Origin of the sequence: Kitasatospora sp. NPDC051984, assembly GCF_044593455.1 — a bacterium.
Classification (GTDB): Bacteria; Actinomycetota; Actinomycetes; order Streptomycetales; family Streptomycetaceae; genus Kitasatospora.
This window is the reverse complement of the sequence record NZ_JBIUCB010000014.1, coordinates 47,545-68,225: the sequence shown is the minus strand read 5'-3', so window position 1 is coordinate 68,225 and position 20,681 is coordinate 47,545. Positions and strand designations below refer to the sequence as shown.

Annotated in this window: 23 protein-coding genes; 9 read left to right on the top strand and 14 right to left on the bottom strand. The window is 73.3% G+C overall.

What is annotated here, in order from left to right; translation table 11 throughout:
- Nucleotides 1-233: 233 nt before the first annotated feature.
- Nucleotides 234-1,679, top strand: coding sequence for an aminopeptidase P family protein (locus ACIHEI_RS25080; protein WP_387633949.1), 1,446 nt, complete (start codon nucleotides 234-236; stop codon nucleotides 1,677-1,679).
- Nucleotides 1,680-1,887: 208 nt separating this feature from the next.
- Nucleotides 1,888-3,009: a DUF6183 family protein gene (locus ACIHEI_RS25075; RefSeq protein ID WP_396608144.1), complete on the top strand. Its 1,122-nt coding sequence runs from the start codon at nucleotides 1,888-1,890 to the stop codon at nucleotides 3,007-3,009.
- A 9-nt stretch (nucleotides 3,010-3,018) separates the two neighbouring features.
- Here the strand turns inward: ACIHEI_RS25075 and ACIHEI_RS25070 are convergent, their stop codons facing one another.
- Nucleotides 3,019-3,687: a RibD family protein gene (locus ACIHEI_RS25070; RefSeq protein ID WP_387864685.1), complete on the bottom strand. Its 669-nt coding sequence runs from the start codon at nucleotides 3,685-3,687 to the stop codon at nucleotides 3,019-3,021.
- Nucleotides 3,688-3,802: 115 nt separating this feature from the next.
- Here ACIHEI_RS25070 and ACIHEI_RS25065 point away from each other — a divergent pair, with 115 nt between their 5' ends.
- On the top strand, nucleotides 3,803-4,159 hold the full coding sequence (locus ACIHEI_RS25065; protein WP_396608143.1) for a nuclear transport factor 2 family protein: 357 nt from the start codon (nucleotides 3,803-3,805) through the stop codon (nucleotides 4,157-4,159).
- Between the two features lie 287 nt (nucleotides 4,160-4,446).
- Here ACIHEI_RS25065 and ACIHEI_RS25060 read toward each other — a convergent pair whose 3' ends face one another.
- On the bottom strand, nucleotides 4,447-5,466 hold the full coding sequence (locus ACIHEI_RS25060; protein ID WP_396608142.1) for a nitronate monooxygenase: 1,020 nt from the start codon (nucleotides 5,464-5,466) through the stop codon (nucleotides 4,447-4,449).
- A gap of 213 nt (nucleotides 5,467-5,679) precedes the next feature.
- Here ACIHEI_RS25060 and ACIHEI_RS25055 point away from each other — a divergent pair, with 213 nt between their 5' ends.
- Both ACIHEI_RS25055 and ACIHEI_RS25050 read left to right on the top strand, forming a co-directional pair.
- Nucleotides 5,680-6,177: a hypothetical protein gene (locus ACIHEI_RS25055; RefSeq protein WP_396608141.1), complete on the top strand. Its 498-nt coding sequence runs from the start codon at nucleotides 5,680-5,682 to the stop codon at nucleotides 6,175-6,177.
- Between the two features lie 90 nt (nucleotides 6,178-6,267).
- Nucleotides 6,268-6,741, top strand: a complete 474-nt coding sequence (locus ACIHEI_RS25050; protein WP_392943937.1) for a carboxymuconolactone decarboxylase family protein — start codon at nucleotides 6,268-6,270, stop codon at nucleotides 6,739-6,741.
- A 44-nt stretch (nucleotides 6,742-6,785) separates the two neighbouring features.
- On the opposite strand, the gene ACIHEI_RS25045 is transcribed toward ACIHEI_RS25050, so the two are convergent.
- The 3 genes from ACIHEI_RS25045 to ACIHEI_RS25035 are packed head-to-tail and all read right to left on the bottom strand — an operon-like array spanning nucleotide 6,786 to nucleotide 8,195.
- Nucleotides 6,786-7,259 (bottom strand): hypothetical protein, encoded by a 474-nt coding sequence (locus ACIHEI_RS25045; protein ID WP_396608140.1) that lies wholly within the window; start codon nucleotides 7,257-7,259, stop codon nucleotides 6,786-6,788.
- Nucleotides 7,256-7,762 (bottom strand): hypothetical protein, encoded by a 507-nt coding sequence (locus ACIHEI_RS25040; RefSeq protein ID WP_396608139.1) that lies wholly within the window; start codon nucleotides 7,760-7,762, stop codon nucleotides 7,256-7,258. The genes ACIHEI_RS25045 and ACIHEI_RS25040 overlap by 4 nt, the downstream gene beginning before the upstream one ends.
- A gap of 43 nt (nucleotides 7,763-7,805) precedes the next feature.
- Nucleotides 7,806-8,195, bottom strand: a complete 390-nt coding sequence (locus ACIHEI_RS25035; protein ID WP_396608138.1) for a VOC family protein — start codon at nucleotides 8,193-8,195, stop codon at nucleotides 7,806-7,808.
- 83 nt (nucleotides 8,196-8,278) lie between these two features.
- Between ACIHEI_RS25035 and ACIHEI_RS25030 the strand changes: the two genes are divergently transcribed.
- Nucleotides 8,279-8,719, top strand: coding sequence for a hypothetical protein (locus ACIHEI_RS25030; RefSeq protein ID WP_396608137.1), 441 nt, complete (start codon nucleotides 8,279-8,281; stop codon nucleotides 8,717-8,719).
- A gap of 33 nt (nucleotides 8,720-8,752) precedes the next feature.
- On the opposite strand, the gene ACIHEI_RS25025 is transcribed toward ACIHEI_RS25030, so the two are convergent.
- The 4 genes from ACIHEI_RS25025 to ACIHEI_RS25010 are packed head-to-tail and all read right to left on the bottom strand — an operon-like array spanning nucleotide 8,753 to nucleotide 12,372.
- Complete coding sequence (locus ACIHEI_RS25025; protein ID WP_387633969.1) at nucleotides 8,753-9,697, bottom strand: hypothetical protein; 945 nt, start codon at nucleotides 9,695-9,697, stop codon at nucleotides 8,753-8,755.
- Nucleotides 9,698-9,699: 2 nt separating this feature from the next.
- Nucleotides 9,700-10,302 (bottom strand): TetR family transcriptional regulator, encoded by a 603-nt coding sequence (locus tag ACIHEI_RS25020; RefSeq protein ID WP_392943949.1) that lies wholly within the window; start codon nucleotides 10,300-10,302, stop codon nucleotides 9,700-9,702.
- A gap of 55 nt (nucleotides 10,303-10,357) precedes the next feature.
- Nucleotides 10,358-11,002: a response regulator gene (locus ACIHEI_RS25015; protein WP_392943951.1), complete on the bottom strand. Its 645-nt coding sequence runs from the start codon at nucleotides 11,000-11,002 to the stop codon at nucleotides 10,358-10,360.
- Complete coding sequence (locus tag ACIHEI_RS25010; protein WP_396608136.1) at nucleotides 10,999-12,372, bottom strand: sensor histidine kinase; 1,374 nt, start codon at nucleotides 12,370-12,372, stop codon at nucleotides 10,999-11,001. The genes ACIHEI_RS25015 and ACIHEI_RS25010 overlap by 4 nt, the downstream gene beginning before the upstream one ends.
- 178 nt (nucleotides 12,373-12,550) lie before the next feature.
- Between ACIHEI_RS25010 and ACIHEI_RS25005 the strand changes: the two genes are divergently transcribed.
- Both ACIHEI_RS25005 and ACIHEI_RS25000 read left to right on the top strand, forming a co-directional pair.
- A complete protein-coding gene (locus ACIHEI_RS25005) occupies nucleotides 12,551-13,606 on the top strand; it encodes an ABC transporter permease (protein ID WP_392943955.1) in 1,056 nt (351 codons plus the stop codon).
- Between the two features lie 32 nt (nucleotides 13,607-13,638).
- Complete coding sequence (locus ACIHEI_RS25000; protein ID WP_380485878.1) at nucleotides 13,639-14,334, top strand: ABC transporter ATP-binding protein; 696 nt, start codon at nucleotides 13,639-13,641, stop codon at nucleotides 14,332-14,334.
- A 74-nt stretch (nucleotides 14,335-14,408) separates the two neighbouring features.
- Here the strand turns inward: ACIHEI_RS25000 and ACIHEI_RS24995 are convergent, their stop codons facing one another.
- Nucleotides 14,409-15,107, bottom strand: coding sequence for an ArsR/SmtB family transcription factor (locus tag ACIHEI_RS24995; RefSeq protein WP_396608135.1), 699 nt, complete (start codon nucleotides 15,105-15,107; stop codon nucleotides 14,409-14,411).
- A gap of 179 nt (nucleotides 15,108-15,286) precedes the next feature.
- On the opposite strand from ACIHEI_RS24995, the gene ACIHEI_RS24990 reads away from it, so the two are divergent.
- Nucleotides 15,287-15,862, top strand: coding sequence for a flavin reductase family protein (locus ACIHEI_RS24990; protein ID WP_396608134.1), 576 nt, complete (start codon nucleotides 15,287-15,289; stop codon nucleotides 15,860-15,862).
- Between the two features lie 241 nt (nucleotides 15,863-16,103).
- Here the strand turns inward: ACIHEI_RS24990 and ACIHEI_RS24985 are convergent, their stop codons facing one another.
- From ACIHEI_RS24985 to ACIHEI_RS24970, 4 genes are all read right to left on the bottom strand, one after another.
- Nucleotides 16,104-16,781, bottom strand: a complete 678-nt coding sequence (locus ACIHEI_RS24985; RefSeq protein ID WP_387633982.1) for a GntR family transcriptional regulator — start codon at nucleotides 16,779-16,781, stop codon at nucleotides 16,104-16,106.
- Between the two features lie 49 nt (nucleotides 16,782-16,830).
- Nucleotides 16,831-17,784 carry an ornithine cyclodeaminase family protein gene (locus ACIHEI_RS24980; RefSeq protein WP_396608133.1) on the bottom strand — a complete coding sequence of 318 codons (954 nt, stop codon included), beginning with the start codon at nucleotides 17,782-17,784 and terminating at the stop codon, nucleotides 16,831-16,833.
- A gap of 11 nt (nucleotides 17,785-17,795) precedes the next feature.
- Nucleotides 17,796-18,803, bottom strand: coding sequence for a proline racemase family protein (locus tag ACIHEI_RS24975; protein WP_396608132.1), 1,008 nt, complete (start codon nucleotides 18,801-18,803; stop codon nucleotides 17,796-17,798).
- 459 nt (nucleotides 18,804-19,262) lie between these two features.
- Nucleotides 19,263-20,651, bottom strand: a complete 1,389-nt coding sequence (locus tag ACIHEI_RS24970) for an aldehyde dehydrogenase family protein (RefSeq protein ID WP_396608131.1) — start codon at nucleotides 20,649-20,651, stop codon at nucleotides 19,263-19,265.
- Nucleotides 20,652-20,681 lie beyond the last annotated feature (30 nt).

The following is a 20,681-nucleotide window of genomic DNA, read 5'->3' as shown; positions in this document are numbered from 1 at the left end:
GCTCAACGGGGATCGGGAATCACCGAGGAACCGGTGCCGCCGGGGATCGGTGCCGCCGGGGTCTGGCCCGCCCTGAGGTGTGACCTGTAACATAGTAATGTGAAATTGCACTGCGCAATGAGGCGCCCGGACCGTTACCGAGCCGTGTCATTGCCCGCCGCTCAGCAGTGCAATTTCCTTATCCCTCACCCCAGTTGTCCAGGTATCGACCCCGCTCGGAGGAACCCCCTTCCATGGCCGACCAGCCCGCACTGAACACCGGCAGCCACGACCTCCCCGTCTCCCCCGCCCTGGCGGAGTACATGTCCGACCGGTGGGCCGCCACGCCGCTGCCCGCCGAGCTGCGCGTCCCCGGCCACGCGTACACCCCGGGCCGCCGGGCCCGGATCGCCGCCGCCTTCCCCGGCGAGCGACTGCTCGTCCCCGCCGGGCAGTTGAAGGTCCGCAGCAACGACTGCGACTACCGCTTCCGCCCGAACAGCGCCTACGCCCACCTCACCGGCCTGACCGGCGAGGAGCAGGTCGGCCACGTCCTGGTGATCGAACCCGACGGCGAGGCCGTGCTGTACCTGCGGCCCCGCTCCGACCGGGCCGACGGCTCCGGCGCGTTCTTCCGCGACCGCCGCTACGGCGAGTTCTGGGTCGGCCGGCGCGCCGACCTCACCGAGGCCGCCAACCTCACCGGCCTGCGCACCGCCCACCTCGACGACCTGCCGAAGCTGTTCACCGGCTCCACCCCCACCCGCATCCTGGCCGGCGTCGACCCCGCCCTCGACGCCGCCCTCGGCCGCCCGTCCGCCGACCACGCCGGGCGCGACGGCCAACTCGCCGCCGCCCTCTCCGAGTTGCGCCTGATCAAGGACCCGTGGGAGGTCGAGCAGCTCCAGCTCTCCGTCGACCACACCGCCGCCGGCTTCGCCGACGTGGTCCGCGCCCTGCCCGCCGCCCTGCGCCACCACCGCGGCGAACGCATCCTCGAGGGCGCGTTCAACGCCCGCGCCCGCGCCGAGGGCAACGGCACCGGCTACGAGACCATCGTCGCCTCCGGCGCGCACGCCTGCGTCCTGCACTGGATCCGCAACGACGGCCCGCTCGACCCCACCCAACTCCTGCTGCTCGACGCCGGCGTGGAGTCCGACACCCTCTACACCGCCGACATCACCCGCACCCTCCCGCTGTCCGGCACCTTCTCCTCCGCCCAGCGCGACGCCTACGAACTCGTCCTCGCCGCCCAGAACGCCGGCATCGCCGCGCTGCGCCCCGGCGCGTCCTTCCGCGACTTTCACCGCGCCGCGATGCGCGTCATCGCCGAGGGCCTCTCCGACTGGGGCGTCCTGCCCGTCCCCGCCGAGCAGGCGCTGCGCGAAGACTCCGGCCTGTACCGCCGCTACACCCTCTGCGCCAGCGGCCACATGCTCGGCCTGGACGTCCACGACTGCGCGAAGGCCCGCGCCGAGACGTACCTGGACGGCGTCCTGGAGGAGGGCATGGTCCTCACCGTCGAACCCGGCCTCTACCTCCAGCCCGACGACCTCACCCTGCCGCCCGCCCTGCGCGGCATCGGCATCCGCATCGAGGACGACCTGGTCATCACCGCCGACGGCGCCCAGCTGATGTCCGGCGCCCTGCCGCGCACGGTGGACGGCATCGAGTCCTGGATGGGCGAGTTGCTGGCCTGATCAGCGGAGGGCCGGACGGCCCCGGGTGCCTGGGCCCGACGCCCCCGACCGATCGCCGCGAGGTCGAGGCCCCCGGCCCGGCACCCGGTGATCCGACGGTCGCGGGTGTCGGCCCGGCTCCGGCGATCGGTCACCCCGCGCACCCTGACGGACGGAGCTCGCCGACCCGGGTGATCCGACAATCGCTGGGTGCGTAGGCTCGGCTCCCGTGACCGATCGCCGTACCCACATCGCCCGAATCCTGGCCGGACTCCCCGACCTGACGGACGTCACCGGCGTCTCGGCGATGGCCGAGGAACGGCTCGCACAGGGCGACGCCGCCTTCCTCGCCGACCTCGGCCTCGCCCTCGCCGCGCGCCTCGATTCCCCCGGGGCAACGTGGCAGTACCGGAGCGTCTTCGACCGCCTGGTCCGGCTGCTGGCCGTCACGCCGGGCGCCGAGAACGTCCGCCAGGCGCTCCGCCTGCTCGCCGCCGCACCGCGCAACGGCTGGAACGGCGACCGCCTGGCGGCCTCGCTGCTGGCGTCCGGCCACCGGCCGGCCGACCTCGCGGCAGCGTTCGCCGGGCCCGCTTCGAACGAGCTGCGGGCCTGCCTGGTCCACGAGTTGGTCCTGCGCGGCGTCGACCTCTCCTCGATCCCCCGGATCTCCGCCTGGGCGACCGCCCCGCACTTCACCCACCACCCGCTGGGCGCACTGCCCCTGACCCGCTCCCCGCTGGAAGCCTTCGCCGACCTGCCCGGCTACAGCGCGCAGGGCGGCTGCCACGCCATGCCCTACGGGTCCCTGGACAGTGAGCAGTTGACGACCCGCCGTACCGCTGCCGCGCTCCCGCCCGCCACCGGGACCACCACCCCGGAGCTGACCGCAGCCCTCGGCCGGGCCGTCGCGAACTGGGCCGGGGAGTCCAACGGCCGCATCGAGGCCCGGGTGTTCGAGTTCGCCACCCCACTGCCCACCGAGTCCGTCCCCGCCGCACTCCTCACCCTCGGCCTCGACTGCCTCACCGACACCAAACCCTCCACCCTCTCCGTCAGCACCTGCCCACCGGCCGACGCCTGGCGCGTCCTGTTCGCCGCGGCCTCCACCGGCGGCGCCTACAACTCCGGTGCCCACGGCGCCTACGGCCGCCTCGCCGCCTGGCAGTCCGTGGCCGCCCTGGCCGACGCCACCCTCCCCACCGCCGAGGCCCGCGCCACCGCCTGCCACTGGTTCGGCTTCGACGCACCCACCCCCTGGTTCCACGACATCGCCTGGGACTTCGGCCTCGCCACCCTCACCCCCGACGGCCGCCGCCTCGCCGTCCTCGCCGCCACCGACACCGACTGACGCCCACCCTCACGGCGCGTACCGCAGCACCACCACGTCCCCCACCGTCTCGGCCCCCAGCAACCTCATCCGGTGCGTGCTGCCACCCGGAAACTCGGCCGGATACACAAAACGCGGCGCACCCGCCTCGCCGACCAGCAACGGCGCCACCGCCAGCTGAATCTCGTCGGCGAGGCCCAGCGACAAGAACTGCGTGTGAACCCGACCGCCGCCCTCCACCATCAGCCGCCGCACCCCACGAGCCGCCAGATCCTCGAGCATCGCCCCGAAATCGACGGCGTCGCCGGTGCTCACCACATCGGCCAGCCCGTCCAGGCTGTCGCCCAGCTTCAACGCACCGGCATCCGTGGTGTAGACGACCTTCTCGCCCCCGAAGTGCCAGAACTTGAGCCCCCGATCGAGCCCACCCCCCGCCGTCACCGTCACCTTCAACGGATACTCCGGCTTCCCCGCCGCCACCCGCGCAGCCCGCCGCGCCTCACTGTTGACCAACAACCGCGGATTGTCCGACCGCAGCGTGTTCCCCCCGACCAGAATCGCATCCGACTCCGCCCGCACCTGATCCACCCGATCGAAGTCCGCCGCGTTCGACAGCAACAACCGCTCCGCCGACGTGTCGTCGATGTACCCGTCGATCGAAGTCGCAACGCTCAACAGCACGTAGGGCCGCTCGGCCATGGTGCCTCCGTTCTCCGCGGATGGACCCCGACGGTCCTCGGGCATGATCACACGCCGCCGCACACGACGCCGAAATCCCCCGCACCGAACGGAACGATCACGACACACTACGACCATGACCGACTCCACCACCGCCGCCATCGGCGAACACATCCGCGCGTTCAACCACCGCGACGTCGCCGCACTCATGAACGGCTTCACCGACGACGCCGTCTGGATCACCGGGACCACAATCGTCCGCGGCCGCGCCGCCCTGACGGAACTGTTCACCGACGCCATGGCCGAACTACTGCCAACCTTGACGATCCAGAACCTCCTGGTGACCACCGATCACGCGGCCTGCCAGCTCATCGAAACACTGACCGTCGCAAGCGAGGAACGCGTCTACTCCATCGCAGGCTTCTACCACCTGCGCGACGGCCTCATCGCCTCGGCCAAGATCTACCGCGAAGGCACCGCCGACATCACCTGACCACCACCGCCCTGCCCTACCCCGCGCGTCCCCCACAGCCCGCGCGTCACCTCCCCCGCACTCGCATGCGCCGTCCCCACCCGAAGACGCATCCCCGCAGCGTCGTCACGCCGAACGGCAGCAGCCGAACTCCCCCGCCCCTACCCCGCGCGCAGCGCGTCCCCCCACAACCCGCGCGTCACCTCCCCCGCACCACCCTCCCGCGCACTCGCATGCGCCGCACCCACCCGAAGACGCATCCCCGCAGCATCGTCACGCCGAACGGCAGCAGCCGAACTCCCCCGCCCCTACCCCGCGCGCAGCGCGTCCCCCCACAACCCGCACGTCACCTCCCCCGCACCACCCTCCCGCGCACTCGCATGCGCCGTCCCCGCCCAAAGATGCATCCCCGCAGCATCGTTACGCCGAGCGGCGGCAGCCCTGAGCGGTTGGGTCAGGTAGTGCACCTCCGGGTACGCCGCCGGCGCGTGCCCGTCGTGGCGGGTGATGAACGCGTTGCGGAGCGCCCTCGCGGGGCGCCCGGTGAAGGCGCGGGTGACGGTGGTGTCGGGGAGTTCGACGAGCGCCCGCCGGTGTGTGGCCGTGGCGCCGGATTCGTCGGTGCGCAGGTACGCGGTGCCGAGTTGGGCGGCGCTCGCACCGGCCCGCAGCGCGGCAGCGATCGCCGCGCCGTCACCGAGGCCGCCGGCAGCAATGAGCGGCAGCGACGTCACTTCCCGCACAGCACCCAGGAGTTGAAGCAGCGGAACAGTACCGGGAACGTCCTCCGCACGATGGGTGCCACGGTGCCCGCCCGCCTCCGGCCCCTGAACGACCAGCGCGTCGAGACCGAGCGCGGCGGCGGCACGCGCCTCCTCGGGGCTGGTGACGGTGCCGAGTTGGCGAATCCCGGCGGCCCGCAACGCGTCGGCCTCGTCGCGGCGGGGGAGGCCGAAGGTGTACGAGACGTACGCGACGGGCTCGCGCAGCAGCGCCTCGAGTTTGGCGTCCCAGCCGTCCCGGTCGGCGGGAATCTCGGTGGGCAGTTCGACGCCCCACTGTTCGGCTTCCGGCAGCAGCCGCTCGCGGTAGGCGGCGACCGGCCCGGGGTCGGAGGGCGGCGCGGGGACGAACAGGTTGACGCCGAACGGGCGTTCCGTCAGCTCACGGGTGCGGCGGATCTGTTCGATCGTCCCGTCGACCGTCCGGTACCCGGCGGCGAGGAAGCCGAGGCCGCCGGCGCCGTTGACGGCCGCGACCAGTTCGGGGGTGCTCGGCCCGCCGGCCATGGGGGCCGCGATCAGCGGCACCTCCCAGTCGAACGCCATGCCGTTCCCTCGCCTCCGTACGCACCGACCGCGGTCGCTCCCCACCCTACGTCCGCGGTGGATTGCGCCGGCGGCCATTCAGCGGGGGTCGGCCGGTGCTTCAGGACCGGTAGTCGCAGTTCCGCACCTCGGCCGACCCGCCACTGAACCAGGAGCCCGTGGCCGTTGCTCATCGGTTGCCGGAGCAAACGGCCACTCCGAAATACTCCCCGGATGCTGTTGACCTGGATCGCCGAGGTGGCGGACGAACCGCTGGTGCTGGAGCCGGCCGACCGCCGGGTGGAGTGGGAGACCAACACCTGGTGGCTGAGCACGGACGACGAGGACCGGCGATCACTGTCCGTGCCGGAGGTGGTCGCCGCCTTCGAGCGGACCGCTTCCCGTATCCGGGAGCGCATCCGCGAACTCGACTACGCCGGGATGGCGACCTTCTACGTGTGGCATGACGAGCAGGCCGGGCAGCTCCGGTGCTCCACCGGGTCGGTGCCCGCCGAGCAGTTGCCCTTCGGCGGCGCGTTTCGGCCGGTCGGCGACCTCCGGCCGGTCGTCGAAGGGTATCTGCGCGACGACACTCCGGGCCTGACTCCCTGGACGGACCTCGAAGTCGTCGACGACGACTCAGGGCCCGCCCCGGAGTTCCCGCCCTTCCCGGTGTGGGTGCGCAGCGTCGGCGCGGCCTGTCTGCACGGTCGGACGGACGTCGACGGATAGCGTGACGGGCGTCACATTCGCGGGGCTGTCACATTCGGGGAAGCAGCGGGGTCAGTCCTTGCAGAAGCACACACGACAAGGAGCCCGACCGTGGACGCACGTCTGAACTACTTCGGCAACCCGCTCGCCGGGAAGATCATCAAGCACATCAACTCGGCCGGCGCCGCCATCGGCGGCTCCTCGCTGCCGGCGGCGACCCAGGAGTTGGTGAAGATCCGCGCCAGCCAGATCAACGGCTGCGGCTTCTGCACCGACATGCACACCAAGGACGCCACGCACGCCGGCGAGACCCAGCAGCGCCTGAACCTGGTCGCCGCCTGGCGGGAGGCGACCTGCTTCACCGACGCCGAGCGCGCCGCGCTCGAACTCACCGAGCAGGGCACCCGGATCGCGGACGCGGCGGGCGGGGTCAGCGACGAGGCCTGGGCGGAGGCCGCCAAGCACTACGACGAGGAGCAGCTGATCGCCCTGGTCGGTCTGATCGCGCTGATCAACACCTACAACCGGGTCAACGTGATCATCCGCCAGCCCGCGGGCGACTACGTCCCGGGCCAGTACGCCTGACACACCGCCACTCCCCCGCCGTGACGCCCCCCGCTCCCCGGGCGTCACGGCAGGGGCGTCCGCGCAGCCATCGCGGCGGCAGCAACCCGCACCTCCGCCTCCCACGCGACGAACACCTCGGGCGGCCAATGCCCGACGCAACACGAGCAGTAGTCGGACAGCAGCCCGAGCAGCGCCTCCTCGTCCTCCTGGCTCGCGCCGAACGACTCCCGGTACATCACCGCCTCGGCGAACTCCCCCGGCGCCAGGCTGCCCTCCCCCACCCGGCCGGCGAGCTCGCGCAGCCTCCACCGCTCACCGTCCGCACAGCTGGGGAGCGGCACCCCGAGCTCGTCCAACGCCTCCCGCAGCAACGGCTCCAACTCGGACGCCGCCTCCCGCCGCCCCCGCCCGGCCAGGTCGTACAGCGCCGGCGACTCGTATCCGTCGGCCACCAACTCGGCGGCGGCCATCGGAAGTTCACCGGCAGCCAACTCACCCGCCCGATACCGCAGGGCGACCGCCCGCACCCGACTCACCGCGCCTCCGCCACGAGCGCGGCCGCGGCGGCCCGCACCTTCGTCTCCCACGCGGCAAGCAACTCCGGCTCCCCGACGGCGATCAGGTCCTCGACACACCACTGACAGCAGCCCTCCCGCACCGCGAGGGAGAACCGCAGCTCCGGCCCCTCCTCCGCGTTGTCGATGTCCAACCCGGTGACTTCCCCCACCAGGTCGGGGAGCGACACGATCTGGCCGGAGACCAGCCGGGCGGCAGCGTCCCGCAGCGCCCACCGCTCGGCCTCCGCCAGCTCGAGGCGCTCCACGCCCAGTTCGTCGAGCACCTGGTACCACAGCTGCACCAGCTCGGCACTCCGCTCACCTCCGCTCCACCCGGCCAGCTCCCGCAGCGCCGGCGAGTCGTGGCCCTCGGCCAGCAACTCCGCAGCGGCCATCGGAAGGTGCTCGGGCCAGAGCCGCCCGGCCACCTGACGCATCGCCATCACCCGCAAGGACTCCATGACCCGCACCCTGCCAGCCATGCCACCCTCCTGACCAGCGATTTCCCGACGCGGGACCGGCCGGTCAGCCGTGGCTGGTGTCGATCACACAGAAGCGGTTCCCCTCGGTGTCGGCGAGGACCACGAAGTCCGGATCCTCGGGGTGGTCGTCCCACTCGACGCGCTGCGCCCCAAGGCCCACCAGCCGCTCGATCTCGGCGGCCTGCTCCGCCGCATCCCCGGCGTACAGGTCGAGATAAACGCGCGGACGCTCCTGCACCGGCGTCTCGCTGTACCCGAGCGCGATCTGCACCCCACCGCCCCCACCGCCCTCACCGCCCCCACCACCCGGCACCAGCACCACCCAGCCGTCCTGCGCATCCTCCCGCGGCACGTACCCGAGCGCCTCCCCCCAGAACGCCGCCGCCCGCGCCACATCCGAAGCGCCCAGCACCACTGACCCGACCGTCACCATGCCGCCGATTTTCGCCCACCCGCCCCCGTCACCTCACCGCCCCCGCGCCACCCACAACACCAACGCGATGACAGCATCGTCCGATGAGCATCCTCATCACCTTCTTCACGGCCCCGGACGACACGTCAGCCGCCGCCGTCCTCCCAACCGGCCCGGGGCGGGCGTTCGAGTCGGTGTCGTTCGGCGGATTCGACCCCGAGGAGGCCGCGGTCGAGTGGGAGCACCTGCTGACCGGCGCCGACCCCGATGACCTCCTGGACGCCGACGAGCCCCGGACCGTCACCGACCACGGCGACGACGACAGCGGATGTCTGGTCTTCGCACTCTCGCCCCGCCTGTCCACCGCCCTCGCCACCGCCGAACCCGCCACCCTGCGCAGCGCCGCCACCGCCTGGACCCACCTGCGCGCGGAGGACGGCGAGCACATCGACGCGGACATCGCGAGCGCGATCATGGACGACCTCGCAGCCCTCGCCACCACGGCCGCGGGCGAGAACCACGGCGTCTACTGCTGGGTCGCGTAACGGCCGAGCGCCGGCTCGCCGTCTTCAGGCGAATCAGCGCCGCCGGTACCGCCCCGCCATCGCGTCGAACACCTGCTTGCGTTCCCACCGTCCGTCGCCGTCCAGCGTGCGCACCACCCCGTACGAGCCGAGGTCGCGCAGGCCGGGTTTGTCGTAGGAGGCGAAGGTGTACCAGAACGCGGCGCCGACGCCCTCCTCCTCGAAGACGTCGAGCAGGTCGCCGAAGCAGCGGACCTGTTCGGTCTCGTCGGGGACGGCACCGGGCGGTACCTGCCAGGCCATGCCGCCGAGGTCGGTGGCGCCCCGGTAGGCGCAGGTGCCGAACTCGGTGACGGCGACGGGTTTGCCGTGGGCGCGGGCGGCGCGGAGCTGTTCGCGGTAGTCGGCGGCGTTCTGCGCGGAGCGGTAGGCGTCGAGGCCGACCAGGTCGAACGGGGTCCAGTCGACGGGCTCCCACGGTCCGGACGCGTAGCCGACGGGGCCGGCGAACTCCCGGCGGACGGCGCTCGCGGTCTCGGCGAGGAAGGCGTTGAGCCGTTCCGGGACGGGGCCGAGCGAGAGCCACCAGTCCAGGTCGGCGGTGGTCATGGCGTGCAGCCGGTCGAGGTGGGTGGCGCCGGGCAGGAACCCTTCGGCGAACACGCTGAGTTCGCAGCCCGCGACGAACACCACCCGGGCGCCGGTGCGGCGCAGCGTCTCGGCGCGCCGGGCGCAGTCCGCGAAGAACGGCAGCAGCGCGGCGGGCGGCAGGTCGGCGGGGAACGGCGAGTACCACACCTCGAGTCCGGCGTCGGCGGCCAACTGCGCGGCCAGGTCGAGGCGTTCGGGGTCGCCACCGGTGATCCGGACGGCGTCGCAGTGCAGTTCGTCGGCGATCGCGGTGAGGTCGTGGCGGACCTGGGCGGGGTCGAAGTGGCGGCGGGTGAGGCGTTCGCCGGTGAAGGTGCCGGTGTCGTAGGTGATGCCGAGGGTGCGCACGGTCAGTGCTCCGCCGTCCGGTCGAGGCCGTGTTCCAGCAGGTCGAAGGCGAGTTCGAGGTCTTCGGCGAGGGTCTGTCCGGCCTGGTCGGCGGGGGTTCCGGCGACCAGGCGGGCGAAGTGGCGTTCCTGCAGGACGGCGAGCGAGGCGGCGATCTGGGCGGCCATCAGCGCGCCTGCCGTCTCGCCGTGTTCTTCGGCGAGGACGTCGGCGAGTGCCTGTCGCTGCCGGTAGCGCAGGCTGTCGGCGGCGGCCCGCAGGGTGGGGCTGGCCTGGATCACCCGGACCCGGGTGAGCAGCGCGGGCAGGTCGGCGACGGGTCCGGCGGCCAGGGTGCGGTGGTGGGCGCGCAGGGCGTCGAGGGCGTTCTGCCCGTCGGGGCGGCCGGCGACGATCGTGGCCAGGTCGTCGCCGGCGACGCCACCGAGGACCAGTGACTCCTTGGTGGGGAAGTAGGCGAACAGGGTCGCCCTCGCTACCTCGGCGGCGAGGGCGATCTCGCCCATCGTGACGTCCTCGAAGCCGCGTTCGGCGAACAGGCGCAGGGCTTGTTCGGCGATCCGGCGTCCGGTCCGTTCCTTCTTGAGTTCCCGCAGTCCGACCATCCGCTCAGCATATCCAGACCAAGTACAAAATCATACCCAGTCCGAAAGTAAGGGCTCAGCGATCCACGGGCCTGATCAGCCCCGCCGCCAGACCCGCCGCGACCGCCGAGGTGCGGGAGTCGACGCCGAGCTTCTCGTACACGTGCACCAGGTGGGTCTTCACGGTGGCTTCGCTGATGAACAGCCGCTTGGAGATCTGCCGGTTGGGCAGCCCCTCGGCGAGCAGCTGGAGGATCTCGGCCTCGCGCGGTGACAGCGTGGGGCGCCCGGCCCGGACCCGGCCCAGCAGGCGGGCGGCGACGGGCGGGGCCAGGACGGTCTCGCCGCGGGCGGTGGCGTGGATGGCGGCGGCGAGGTCCTCGGGCGGGGCGTCCTTGAGCAGGTAGCCGGTGGCCCCGGCCTCGACGGCGGCGAGGATGTCGGCGTCGGTGGAGTAGGTGGTGAGGACCAGGACGGCGGGCGGGTCGGGCAGCGCGGTGATCCGCCGGGTGGCTTCGACGCCGTGCATGCCGGTGCCCATCTGGAGGTCCATCAGCACGACGTGCGGGCGCTGCTCGGCCGGGAGCGCGGCGAGCAGGCCGAGCGCGGCGGCCCCGTCGGCGGCCTCGCCGACGGCGGTGACGTCGGGCAGGTCGTCGACCATCGCGCGCAGGCCGCGCCGCACCACGGGGTGGTCGTCCACCACCAGCACCCGGATCACCGCCGCACCCCCGCGAGCCGCACCCCTGCCGGTCGCACCCCTGCCGGCCGCACCCCTGCCGGCTGCACCTTTGCCGGTCCCACCCGCAGCGCAGTGCCGGTGGGCGGCGACGGACGGGAACGGCCCGGCGGCGCCTCGACAGTCCCGGCCGGCGGGTCGATCGCGCGCAGCGGCAGGGTCGCGGCGACGGCGGTGCCCTCGCCGGGCGTGGATTCGACGGTGAGGGTGCCGCCGAGCGCGGCGATGCGTTCGTGCATGCCGTGCAGCCCGAAGGAGCCGGGGGCGGGTGCGGTGGCGGGGTCGAAGCCGGTGCCGTCGTCGTAGACGTCGAGGGTGACGGTGTCGTCGAGGTAGCCGAGGGTGACCGCGATGTGCTGGGCGGCGGCGTGCCGGACGGCGTTGGCGAGGGCTTCCTGGGTGAGGCGCAGCAGGGCGACTTCGGCTTCGACGGGCAGGGGGTAGGGCTCGCCGTCGAGGTGGAAGGCGGCGTCGGCGCCGTCGGCGAGGCGGCGCAGCGCGTCGGCGAGGGTGGTGTCGTCGAGTGCGGGCGGGGTGAGGGCGTGGACGAAGCGGCGGGCCTCGGCGAGGTTCGCGGAGGCGGTCTGTTCGATTTCGCGGAGCAGCGCGGCGGCGTCCGGCGGGGAGTCCGGCAGTGCGGTGGCGCTCTCCCGGGCCAGCAGCACGATGCCGGACAGGCCCTGGGCGAGGGTGTCGTGGATCTCCCGGGCCAGGCGCTGGCGTTCGGCGAGGCGGCCGGCTTCGCGCTGGCTGGCGGCGAGTTCGCCACGGGTGCGGACCAGGTCGTCGATGAGTTGCTGGCGGGCCCGGCTCTCGCGGTAGAGGGCGGCGTAGCCGTAGGCGGTGAGCAGGGCGACGACGACGCCGGCGAGCGGGCCGAGCACCTTGGCGGTGGTGAGCCCGCCGGGGGTGGTGGCCTGTGCGGCGATCACGGCGCCGGTCAGGGTGGCGACGGCGGGCAGTGCCCAGCGCAGTGGCAGGACGTGCAGGCAGACGAAGTACAGCGGGAACGCGAGGTAGCTGAACTCGGGGTGGTGCAGGGTGAGTTCGATCCACAGCAGGGAAACCACGAGCAGCCACACGGCACCGAGGGCGCGCGACTCACGGATCTGCCGCATCAGACCACCGGCGGCGTAGGCGGCGGCGAGTGCCCCGGCGCAGGCCCAGCCGGCCGGGCCGAGTTCACCGGCGGCTGCGGCGCGGATCAGCAGTACGGCGAGCAGCGCGAAGAACAGGCCGTGCACGGCGAGGTTGGCCAGCCGCAGCGCGGGCGTCGGGCCGACGGGTGAGCGGTGCGGCTCGGTGCGCGGCTCGGTGCGCGGCGAGGACGGTGATGGTTCGGTTCGGGGCACGCTGTCCGAGGGTACGGGGCGTCGGCGGCCGGTCGGCGCGGCACGGCATCAACCTTTCGATGGATTTTCGGGTGCACCGCTCGGACGGTGCGTACTCCGCCCATCTCGCCGATGGCAGGGCGGGCGAAAAACGCGAAGGTGGAGTGGTCTCGTCCAGTGTCCTTTCGGAAGGTTTCCCGTGTTCGTCGCATTGCGTGACATCCGTTTCGCCAAGGGGCGGTTCGCCCTGATGGGTGCGGTGGTCACTCTGATCACGACCCTGGTGGTGTTCCTCTACGGCCTTACCGGCGGCCTCTCCTCGGCGGCGTCCTCGACGATCGCCGAACTGCCCGTGGACGGCGTGGTGTTCGGCGCGCCGGCCGGCGCGGAGCCGGAGGTGTCATTCGCCTCCAGCACGGTGACTGCCGACCAGCAGGCGAAGGTCGCCGCGGCCCCGGGCACCCGGGACGCGCACCCGCTGGGCGTGGCGATGACGCGGCTGACGGCCCCCGACGGCGCGGCCTCGGTGAGCGTGCTGGGCACCGATGCGGCGCTGCTGCCGCCGGTGTCGTCCGGTGCGGCGCCCAAGGACGGCGAGGTCGCCGTCGGCTCCGACGTCGCGAAGCAGTACCACCTGTCCCCCGGCAGCCAGGTCACCCTGGGCGCGGAGAGGCTGACGGTCAGCGCGGTCACCGCGGAGCGTTCGCTGTCGCACGCGCCGAGCGTGTGGACCACCCCGACGACGTGGCAGCAGGTCTCCGGCCAGAAGCAGCCGACCGCGATCGCGGTGGACGGCACCCCGAAGGACCTGCCCGCCGACCTGAAGGCGGTCTCCCGGAGCGACGCACTCGCGGGCATCAACGGGTACTCGGCGGAGCGGGGCAGCCTGCTGATGATCCAGGGCTTCCTGTTCGCGGTCAGCGCCCTGGTGATCGGCGCGTTCTTCACGGTGTGGACGGTGCAGCGCCGCCCCGACATCGCGGTGCTCAAGGCCGTCGGCGCCTCCAGCGGCTACCTGGTGCGCGACGCCCTCGCCCAGGCCGCGGCAGTACTGGTGGCGGGTTCGCTGCTCGGCGGGGCGATCGGCGCGATCGGCGGGGCGATCGCCTCGGCGGCGGTGCCGTTCGACGTGGGCGTGCTCACGGTGGCGGTGCCGGTCGGCGCGATGGTGGTGCTCGGCCTGCTGGGCGCGGCCCTCGCAGTGCGCCGGATCACCGCCGTGGACCCGCTCGCCGCGCTGGGCGCCAACCGATGACCGTCGTACCTCTCTTCCCGAAGGACCTCGCCATGACCACCACCGCCGTCCGCACCGGCCTCGCGCTGAGCGGCGTCACCCTCACCTACCCGGACGGCGAGAGCCGGCTGACGGCCCTGAACAACGTCGAGCTGTCCGTCGCCCCGGGCGAGTTCGCGGCCATCGTGGGCCCGTCGGGCTGCGGCAAGTCCAGCCTGCTGGCAGTCGCCGCGACGCTCCAGCGCCCCGACACGGGGCAGGTGCTGATCGATGGCGTGGACGCGGGCGCGCTCAGCGACAAGGAACGCACGTCGCTGCGCCGCGAGCGCCTGGGCATCGTCTTCCAGCAGTCGAACCTGCTGGCCTCGCTGACCGCCGTGGAGCAGCTCCTGGTCCTCGAATCCGTCCGCGGCCGCCGCCCGGCCGCGGCCCGGCAGCGCGCCGAGGACCTGCTGGAGTCGGTGGGCCTGGCGGGCCCGAAGCAACAGCGCCGCCCGCACCAGCTGTCCGGCGGCGAGCGCCAGCGGGTGAACATCGCCCGTGCCCTGTTCGGCGACCCCTCCGTTCTCCTGGTCGACGAGCCCACCTCCGCCCTCGACCACGAACGCGGCGCCCAGGTCGTCGACCTCCTCGCCGAGGTCACCCGCACCCACAACACGGCCACCGTCATGGTCACCCACGACCGCGACCTGCTGAGCCGCACCGACCGGGTCCTGGAGATGCAGGACGGCCGCCTGACGACCCGCTAGGCCTGGCGGCGACGCCGGGCCGGCGGTGGCATGGGCATGGGCATAGCCCTGCGAGCATTGGACTGCCCGCAGGGCTATGCCGCCGCCCACCGCACGCCCAGCAGCTCGTCCAGCGCCCGCTCCCCCACCGCCGTTACCCGCACCGCCCGGCTGTCGGGTCGCCGCTCCACCCAGCCCGCCGTCAGCGCGTGCCCGCACAGCGCGGCGCCGACGGCGCCGGCCAGGTGCGGGCGGCGTTCGGTGTAGTCCAGGCAGGCGCGGACGGCGGCACGGCGGCCGGGGGCGACGGTGATGCCCGCTGCGGTGAGCCAGTCGGTGCCGGCGGGGGTGAGGGCGAGGCCGTGGCGGTCGTCCAGCAGGCCGCGGGCGGTCATCGCGTCGGTGACGGCGACGCCGAGCGCCCCGGCCAGGTGGTCGTAGCAGGTGCGGGCGCAGGCGAGTTCGCCGCCCTGCCGAGCGGCCCGCAGCGAGGTCGCGGCGGGTGGCGGCCCGCCGGTGAACTGGGCGAGCGCTTCGACGAGTTCGGCGGCGGTGGGCCCGGCGAGCCGCAGGTAGCGGTGGCGGCCCTGGCGTTCCTCCGCGAGCAGCCCGGCGGCGACCAGCCGGTTGAGGTGGCCGGTGGCGGTGGGGGCGGCCACCTTCGCGTGCCGGGCGAGTTCGCCGGCCGTCCAGGCCCGCCCGTCCAGCAGGGCGAGGCAGATCGCGGCCCTGGTCGGGTCGGCGAGCAGGGCCGCCGTGTCGGCGAGCCGGCGGGCGCTGAGCTGGGTGTCCACCCGTCCATGGTGCCGCGCGGACACTTCGGCGCGGGCCGAAGTGTGCCCGGCCTACGGTCGGCGCCATGCACAAAACCCCGCCACACCGCACTTCCCCGACGCACCGCACCTCCCCGAGGCACCGCACCTCCCCGACACCCGGCACTTCCCCGACAGATCGCGCTTCCCTGACGCACCGCGTGGTCGAGCCGCACATCCTGTACTTCGGCACGCCGGTGGTGCTGCTGAGCACGCTCGACGCCGACGGCGCGGTCAACCTGGCGCCGATCTCGTCCGCCTGGGCGCTGGACCGCACGGTGGTCCTGGGCCTCGGCCCGGACGGCCAGACCTCCCGCAACCTCGCCGCCCGCCCCGAACTGGTGGTCAACGTCCCCGGCCCGGGGCTGTGGCGGCAGGTGGAGCTGCTCGGCGGCACCACCGGCCGGGCGGACGCGGCGCACTTCGTCCGCGACAAGTTCGCCCACGCCGGCCTGACGGCGCAGCCCGCGGAGCTGGTGGCGCCGCCCCGGGTCGCCGAGTGCCCGCTCCAGCTGGAGGCCCGGGTGGCGGACCTGCGGGCGGACGCCACCGGGGAGTTCCTGGTCGCGGAGGTGCAGGTGCTGCGGGTGCACGCGGCCGAGTCGATCACCGTGCCGGGCACCGACTACGTGGAGCCGGCCGCGTGGAGTCCGCTGGTGTACAACTTCCGGCACTACTTCGGTCTGGGCGCGGAACTCGGCCATTCCTCGCGCAGCCGCACGCCCCGCGCCGACTGACGGGCCGTCGGTCAGCGGCGGGGCAGGCGCAGCACGCTCTCGGCCTGGGCACGGAACTCGACCACTCCTCGCACAGCCGCACGCCCCGCGCCTGACAGACGGGCCGTCGGTCAGCGGCGGGGCAGGCGCAGCACACTCTCGGGCTGGGCGCGGAACTCGACCACTCCTCGCACAGCCGCACGCACAGCCCCACGCCCCGCGCCTGACAGGCGATCAGCCGCACGCACCCGCCTGACGCCGATCAGCCGCGGCCCTGCTCGCCCGCCGCCCACAGGTGCCGGATGTGGCCGAGGTGCCGGGTCATGCACTCCTCGGCGGCCTTGGCGTCGCCGGTGAGCAGCACGTCGAGCAGTTCGAGGTGCTCCTCTGCGGAGGAGACCAGCTCGCCGCGCTGGTCGAGCCGGTTGAGGCCGTACAGGCGGGAGCGCTTGCGCAGGTCGCCGACGGTCTCCACCAGGCGGGCGTTGCCGGCGAGGGACAGCAGGTCGAGGTGGAACTTGCGGTCGGCCTCCAGGTAGCCGATCAGGTCGTGCTTGCGGGCGGCAGCGACGATCGCCTCGGCCTGCGGGCGCAGCGCCTCCAGCTGCTCGGCGGTGGCGGCGCGGGCGACCCGGCCGACCGTCGGGACCTCGATCAGGGCGCGGATCTCGGTGAACTCGTCGAGGTCGCGCTCGCTGAGTTCGGTGACCCGGAAGCCCTTGTTGCGGACGGCCTCGACCAGGCCTTCGCGGGCCAGGTCGAGCATCGCTTCCCGGACGGGGGTGGCGGAAACCCCGAAGTCGGCGGCCAGCGCGGGCGCCGAGTAGACGACGCCGGGGCGCAGTTCGCCGGAGATCAGGGCGGCGCGCAGGGCGTGGGCGACCTGGTCGCGCAGCCGCTCCTGGACGGAGATGAGGTTGCGGGGCTTCAGGTCGGACATGGCGGTTCCTCCGGTGTCAGCAGAACCCCATTGTACAATGTCACGTTGCTCAGAGTGAACGCCTCGGTCCGCTTTCGCCGGGCGGGCCCGTGAGCTCGTACTGGGCCGCCGCCACCGCCAGATCCTGCCAGGCCATGCCGACGCTCTTGAAGAACCTCGGCCGATCATGACGGACAACCGCCGTCCCGGTCACCAGTTCCGACAGATTGATCAGCCTTTCCTCCGCGGCCCCGGCCATCAGCAGGTCCCCCGCCTCCCGCCGGGCCACCGCGCGCGCCTCCACGAACAGGTCGGCGCGACCCACCAGTTGGGCATCCACCTCACGGGCGTCCGGCTCGTGCGAACCCACCGCCGCGACCACCGCCCCGTCGGGCACCAGCCGCCCGTCGAACAGCGGAGTACGCGCCGTGGTGCAGCACACCACCAGGTCCGCCTTCGCCACCGCCTCCGGGCCACCGACCGCCGCGCTCAGCCCCAACTCGGCTGCATACCGCGCCAGTTGATCCGCCGAACCAGGCCGCCGCGCGACCACCGTCACCCGCTCCAGCGGCAGCACCGCCCGCAACGCCGCCACATGCCCGAACGCCTGCGGGCCCGCACCGAACACCACCAGGTGCGCGACGTCCGGCCCGGCCAGCTCACGCATCGCCAGCGCCGTGACGGCCGGCGTGCGCAGCGCAGTGAGCGCCGCACCGTCCAGCAGGGCCACCGGCCGCAGCGTCGGCCCGTCCAGCAGCAGATAACTGCCGGTGATCCGGGGCAACCCGGCCGCCGGGTTCGCGGGCGCCACCCCCGCGATCTTCACCCCCGCGAACGCGCCGGTCGCGGCGGGCATCAGCAGCAACTCCCCGGCCGGCACCGGCACCGCCGACCGCTGCGGGCACCGCTCGACGTCCAGCCCGTCCAGCAGCATGCCCTCCAACGCCTCGACGGCCGCCCGATGATCGAGCGTCAACTCCAACTGGTCGATCACAGCAGGCTCGGCCACAGCAGGCTCGGTCACAGCAGGCTCGGTCACAGCAAGAACCCCGCTCCGAGCATGTCGTCACTGTCCAGCACGAACCGGTGCTCACCGGTCCGGTGCGCGGCACCCGTCACCTCGGTGACCGCGCCCTCCAGCCCGTACGCGCGAACCCGGCCGGTGAACACCGTGCCGATGATCGACTCGTGCCGCAACGTCTGCTCCGACCGCAGCGCCCCCTCGTCCGCGAGCAGCGCCAGCCGCGCGGACGTACCGGAACCGCACGGCGAACGGTCGATCTGCCCGTCCGCGAACACCGTGACGTTGCGCTGATTCGGCCCCGAGGGCGCGTCGGCCAGCTCGTCGTACAGGATGACGCCGTAGACGCCGTCCCGGTCCTCCGCCAGCGCCGGATGCCCCTCCAGCGCGGCCCTGATCTCCCGCCCCGCGGCGGCCAGCGCGGGCAGCCGCTCGGGAACGACGGACAGCCCGAGCGCGGCGGCCGGCAGCGAGGCGTACACCGCCCCGGAGTGCGCCAGATCGACCGCCACCGACCCACCGGAGACAGCCAGTTCGACCTTCCGCGCCAACACCCGGGTCGGCACATTGCGGAACGTCACAGCAGTCGTCCGCCCAGCACGCCGGTGCACGGTCGCACTCACCCGCCCGGACGGCACATCGATCCGCACCAGCGCCGTCCCGTCGTCCGGCGCCGCCACCCGTCCGGTGTCCACCGCCCACGCACCGAGCGCCATCGTCCCGTGCCCGCACGCCGTCGAGTACCCGTCCTTGTGCCAGAACAGCACCCCGAAGTGCGCCTCGTCGTCATCGGCCGGAACCACGAACCCGCCGTACATCCCCGCGTGCCCGCGCGGCTCCCGCGTCAACAACCGCCGCACATCGTCCAACGCCCCCCGCCGCGGCGAAGTCGCCGTCCCACCCGCCCCAATGGCAATCGCCCGCCGCTCGGCGACGCTGTCGCCGGGCACGGGCGGAAGACCACCGGTGACGATCCGGAACGGCTCACCGGCGGTGTGATAGTCGGTGGTGGTGATGTTCATCAGTACTCCACGACAAGACGCACGCTGACAACGGACAAAAACAACAAACGACCAACCCGGCCCCGAGACGCCAACCCCACGCCGCGCGAAGCCGACCACTGGACCACAACTCGCGCCGACCACCGCGCGACAGCACCCTCGGCAACCCGACGCCGGGGGCACGCAGTTGACACAACCCGCCCCCGCCCGACCCGCCGACGCCCGCACCAGCCGCCCTCTCAGGGGCCGCCGACCACCAACCGCCGCACGGCACCCGAACACCGACCCGAACGGCGCAGCCCGACCGCCGGCAGGCCAGCCGACCGATCGCCCGACCGACCGCCGGCAGGCCAGCCGACCGCCGGCAGGCCAGCCGACCGCCCGACCAACCGACCGCCCGCCCGGCCGACCGCCACCAACTCCCCGGCCACCGCCCCCCGTTCGGGAACGCAGCGCTCACACCCCGCCGGGCGCTCCGTCTCAGCTCCCGCCCCCCGGCAGCACACTCACCGTCCGCGAAGCGGTGTAGAAGTCCAGCGCCGCCCGCCCCTGCTCCCGCCCCCCGTACGACGCCGCCTTCGCCCCGCCGAACGGAAGGTGGAAGTCCACGCCACTCGACGGCGCGTTGATCCGAATCATCCCGGCGTCCAGCCGGTCCGCCGCAGCCAGCGCGACGTCCAGGCTCCGCGAGTGAACGGACGTCGACAGGCTGTGCCGCGTCTCGTTGGCCAGCGCGATCGCCTCGTCCAGGTCCTCAGCAGCCACCAGCACCGCCACCGGCCCGAAGAACTCCTCCCCGGCCAACGGGTGTTCCGCAGGAACGCCTTCCAGCAACGTCGGCTCCAGGTACCACCCGGCGCGTTCCGCCCGCGCGCCGCCCGCCAGCGCCGTCGCGCCGGCCGCCTTCGCACTGTCGATCGCGTCGGTGAGCCGATCCAGCGCCTGCCGGTTGATCACCGGCCCGCACACGGTGGACGCCGCCCCCGGGTCGGCCGCCGCAGCCTCCCCCAGCGCCTTCGCCAACGCCTCCGCCAGCGGCTCGTACGCGTCGCCGACGGCGATCACCCGGCTGGTCGCCGTGCACTTCTGCCCCGCGTACCCGGCGATCGCCGACGCCAGGTGTGCGGCCGCCTGCGCAATGTCCGCGTCCGGCAGCACGATCGCGGCGTTCAGCCCGCCCATCTCGGCCTGCACGGGGACACCGCGCCCGGCAGCAGCGGCAACCACCTGCCGCCCGACGGCGGTCGAACCGGTGAACGACACCACATCCGTGCCCGCCACCAGCGCCGCGCCCTCCTCCCCGCCGCCGGGAACGACCGTCAGCACCCCGTCCGGGAGTCCGGCCCGGCCGGCCAGTTCGGCGAGGCGCAGCGCGCACGCGGTCGCTTCGGGGGCGGGCTTGAGCACCACCGCATTGCCGACGGCCAGCGCGGGCGCGGCCTTCCAGGTGGGGATCGCCAGCGGGAAGTTCCACGGCGTCACCAGGCCCGCGACGCCGTACGGCCGGCGCCGGGTCAGCAACAGACCCTGCCCGGCGGCGGGTTCGTGCACCTCGCCGGAGGGGGCGAACGGCGCCTGCGCGTAGTACCGCCAGATCGCGACCGTCCGCGCGACCTCGCCCCGCGCCTCGGCGACCGGCTTGCCGACCTCGCGCACCGTCAGCGCCGCCAGCTCCTCGGTGGCCGCCTCCACGGCCGCCGCGACCTTCCCGAGCACCGCCGACCGCCCGGCCGCGCCGAGCGCCCACCACTCCCGCTGGGCGACCCGTGCCCGCGCGATCGCCTCCTCAACTCCCTCCGCTCCCACAGCAGTTACCGAAACCACCAAGTCATCGGGGTCGGCAGGGTTGTACGAGTCGACGGTGCTCACAAGCACATACCTTTCACTTCAATACCAAAT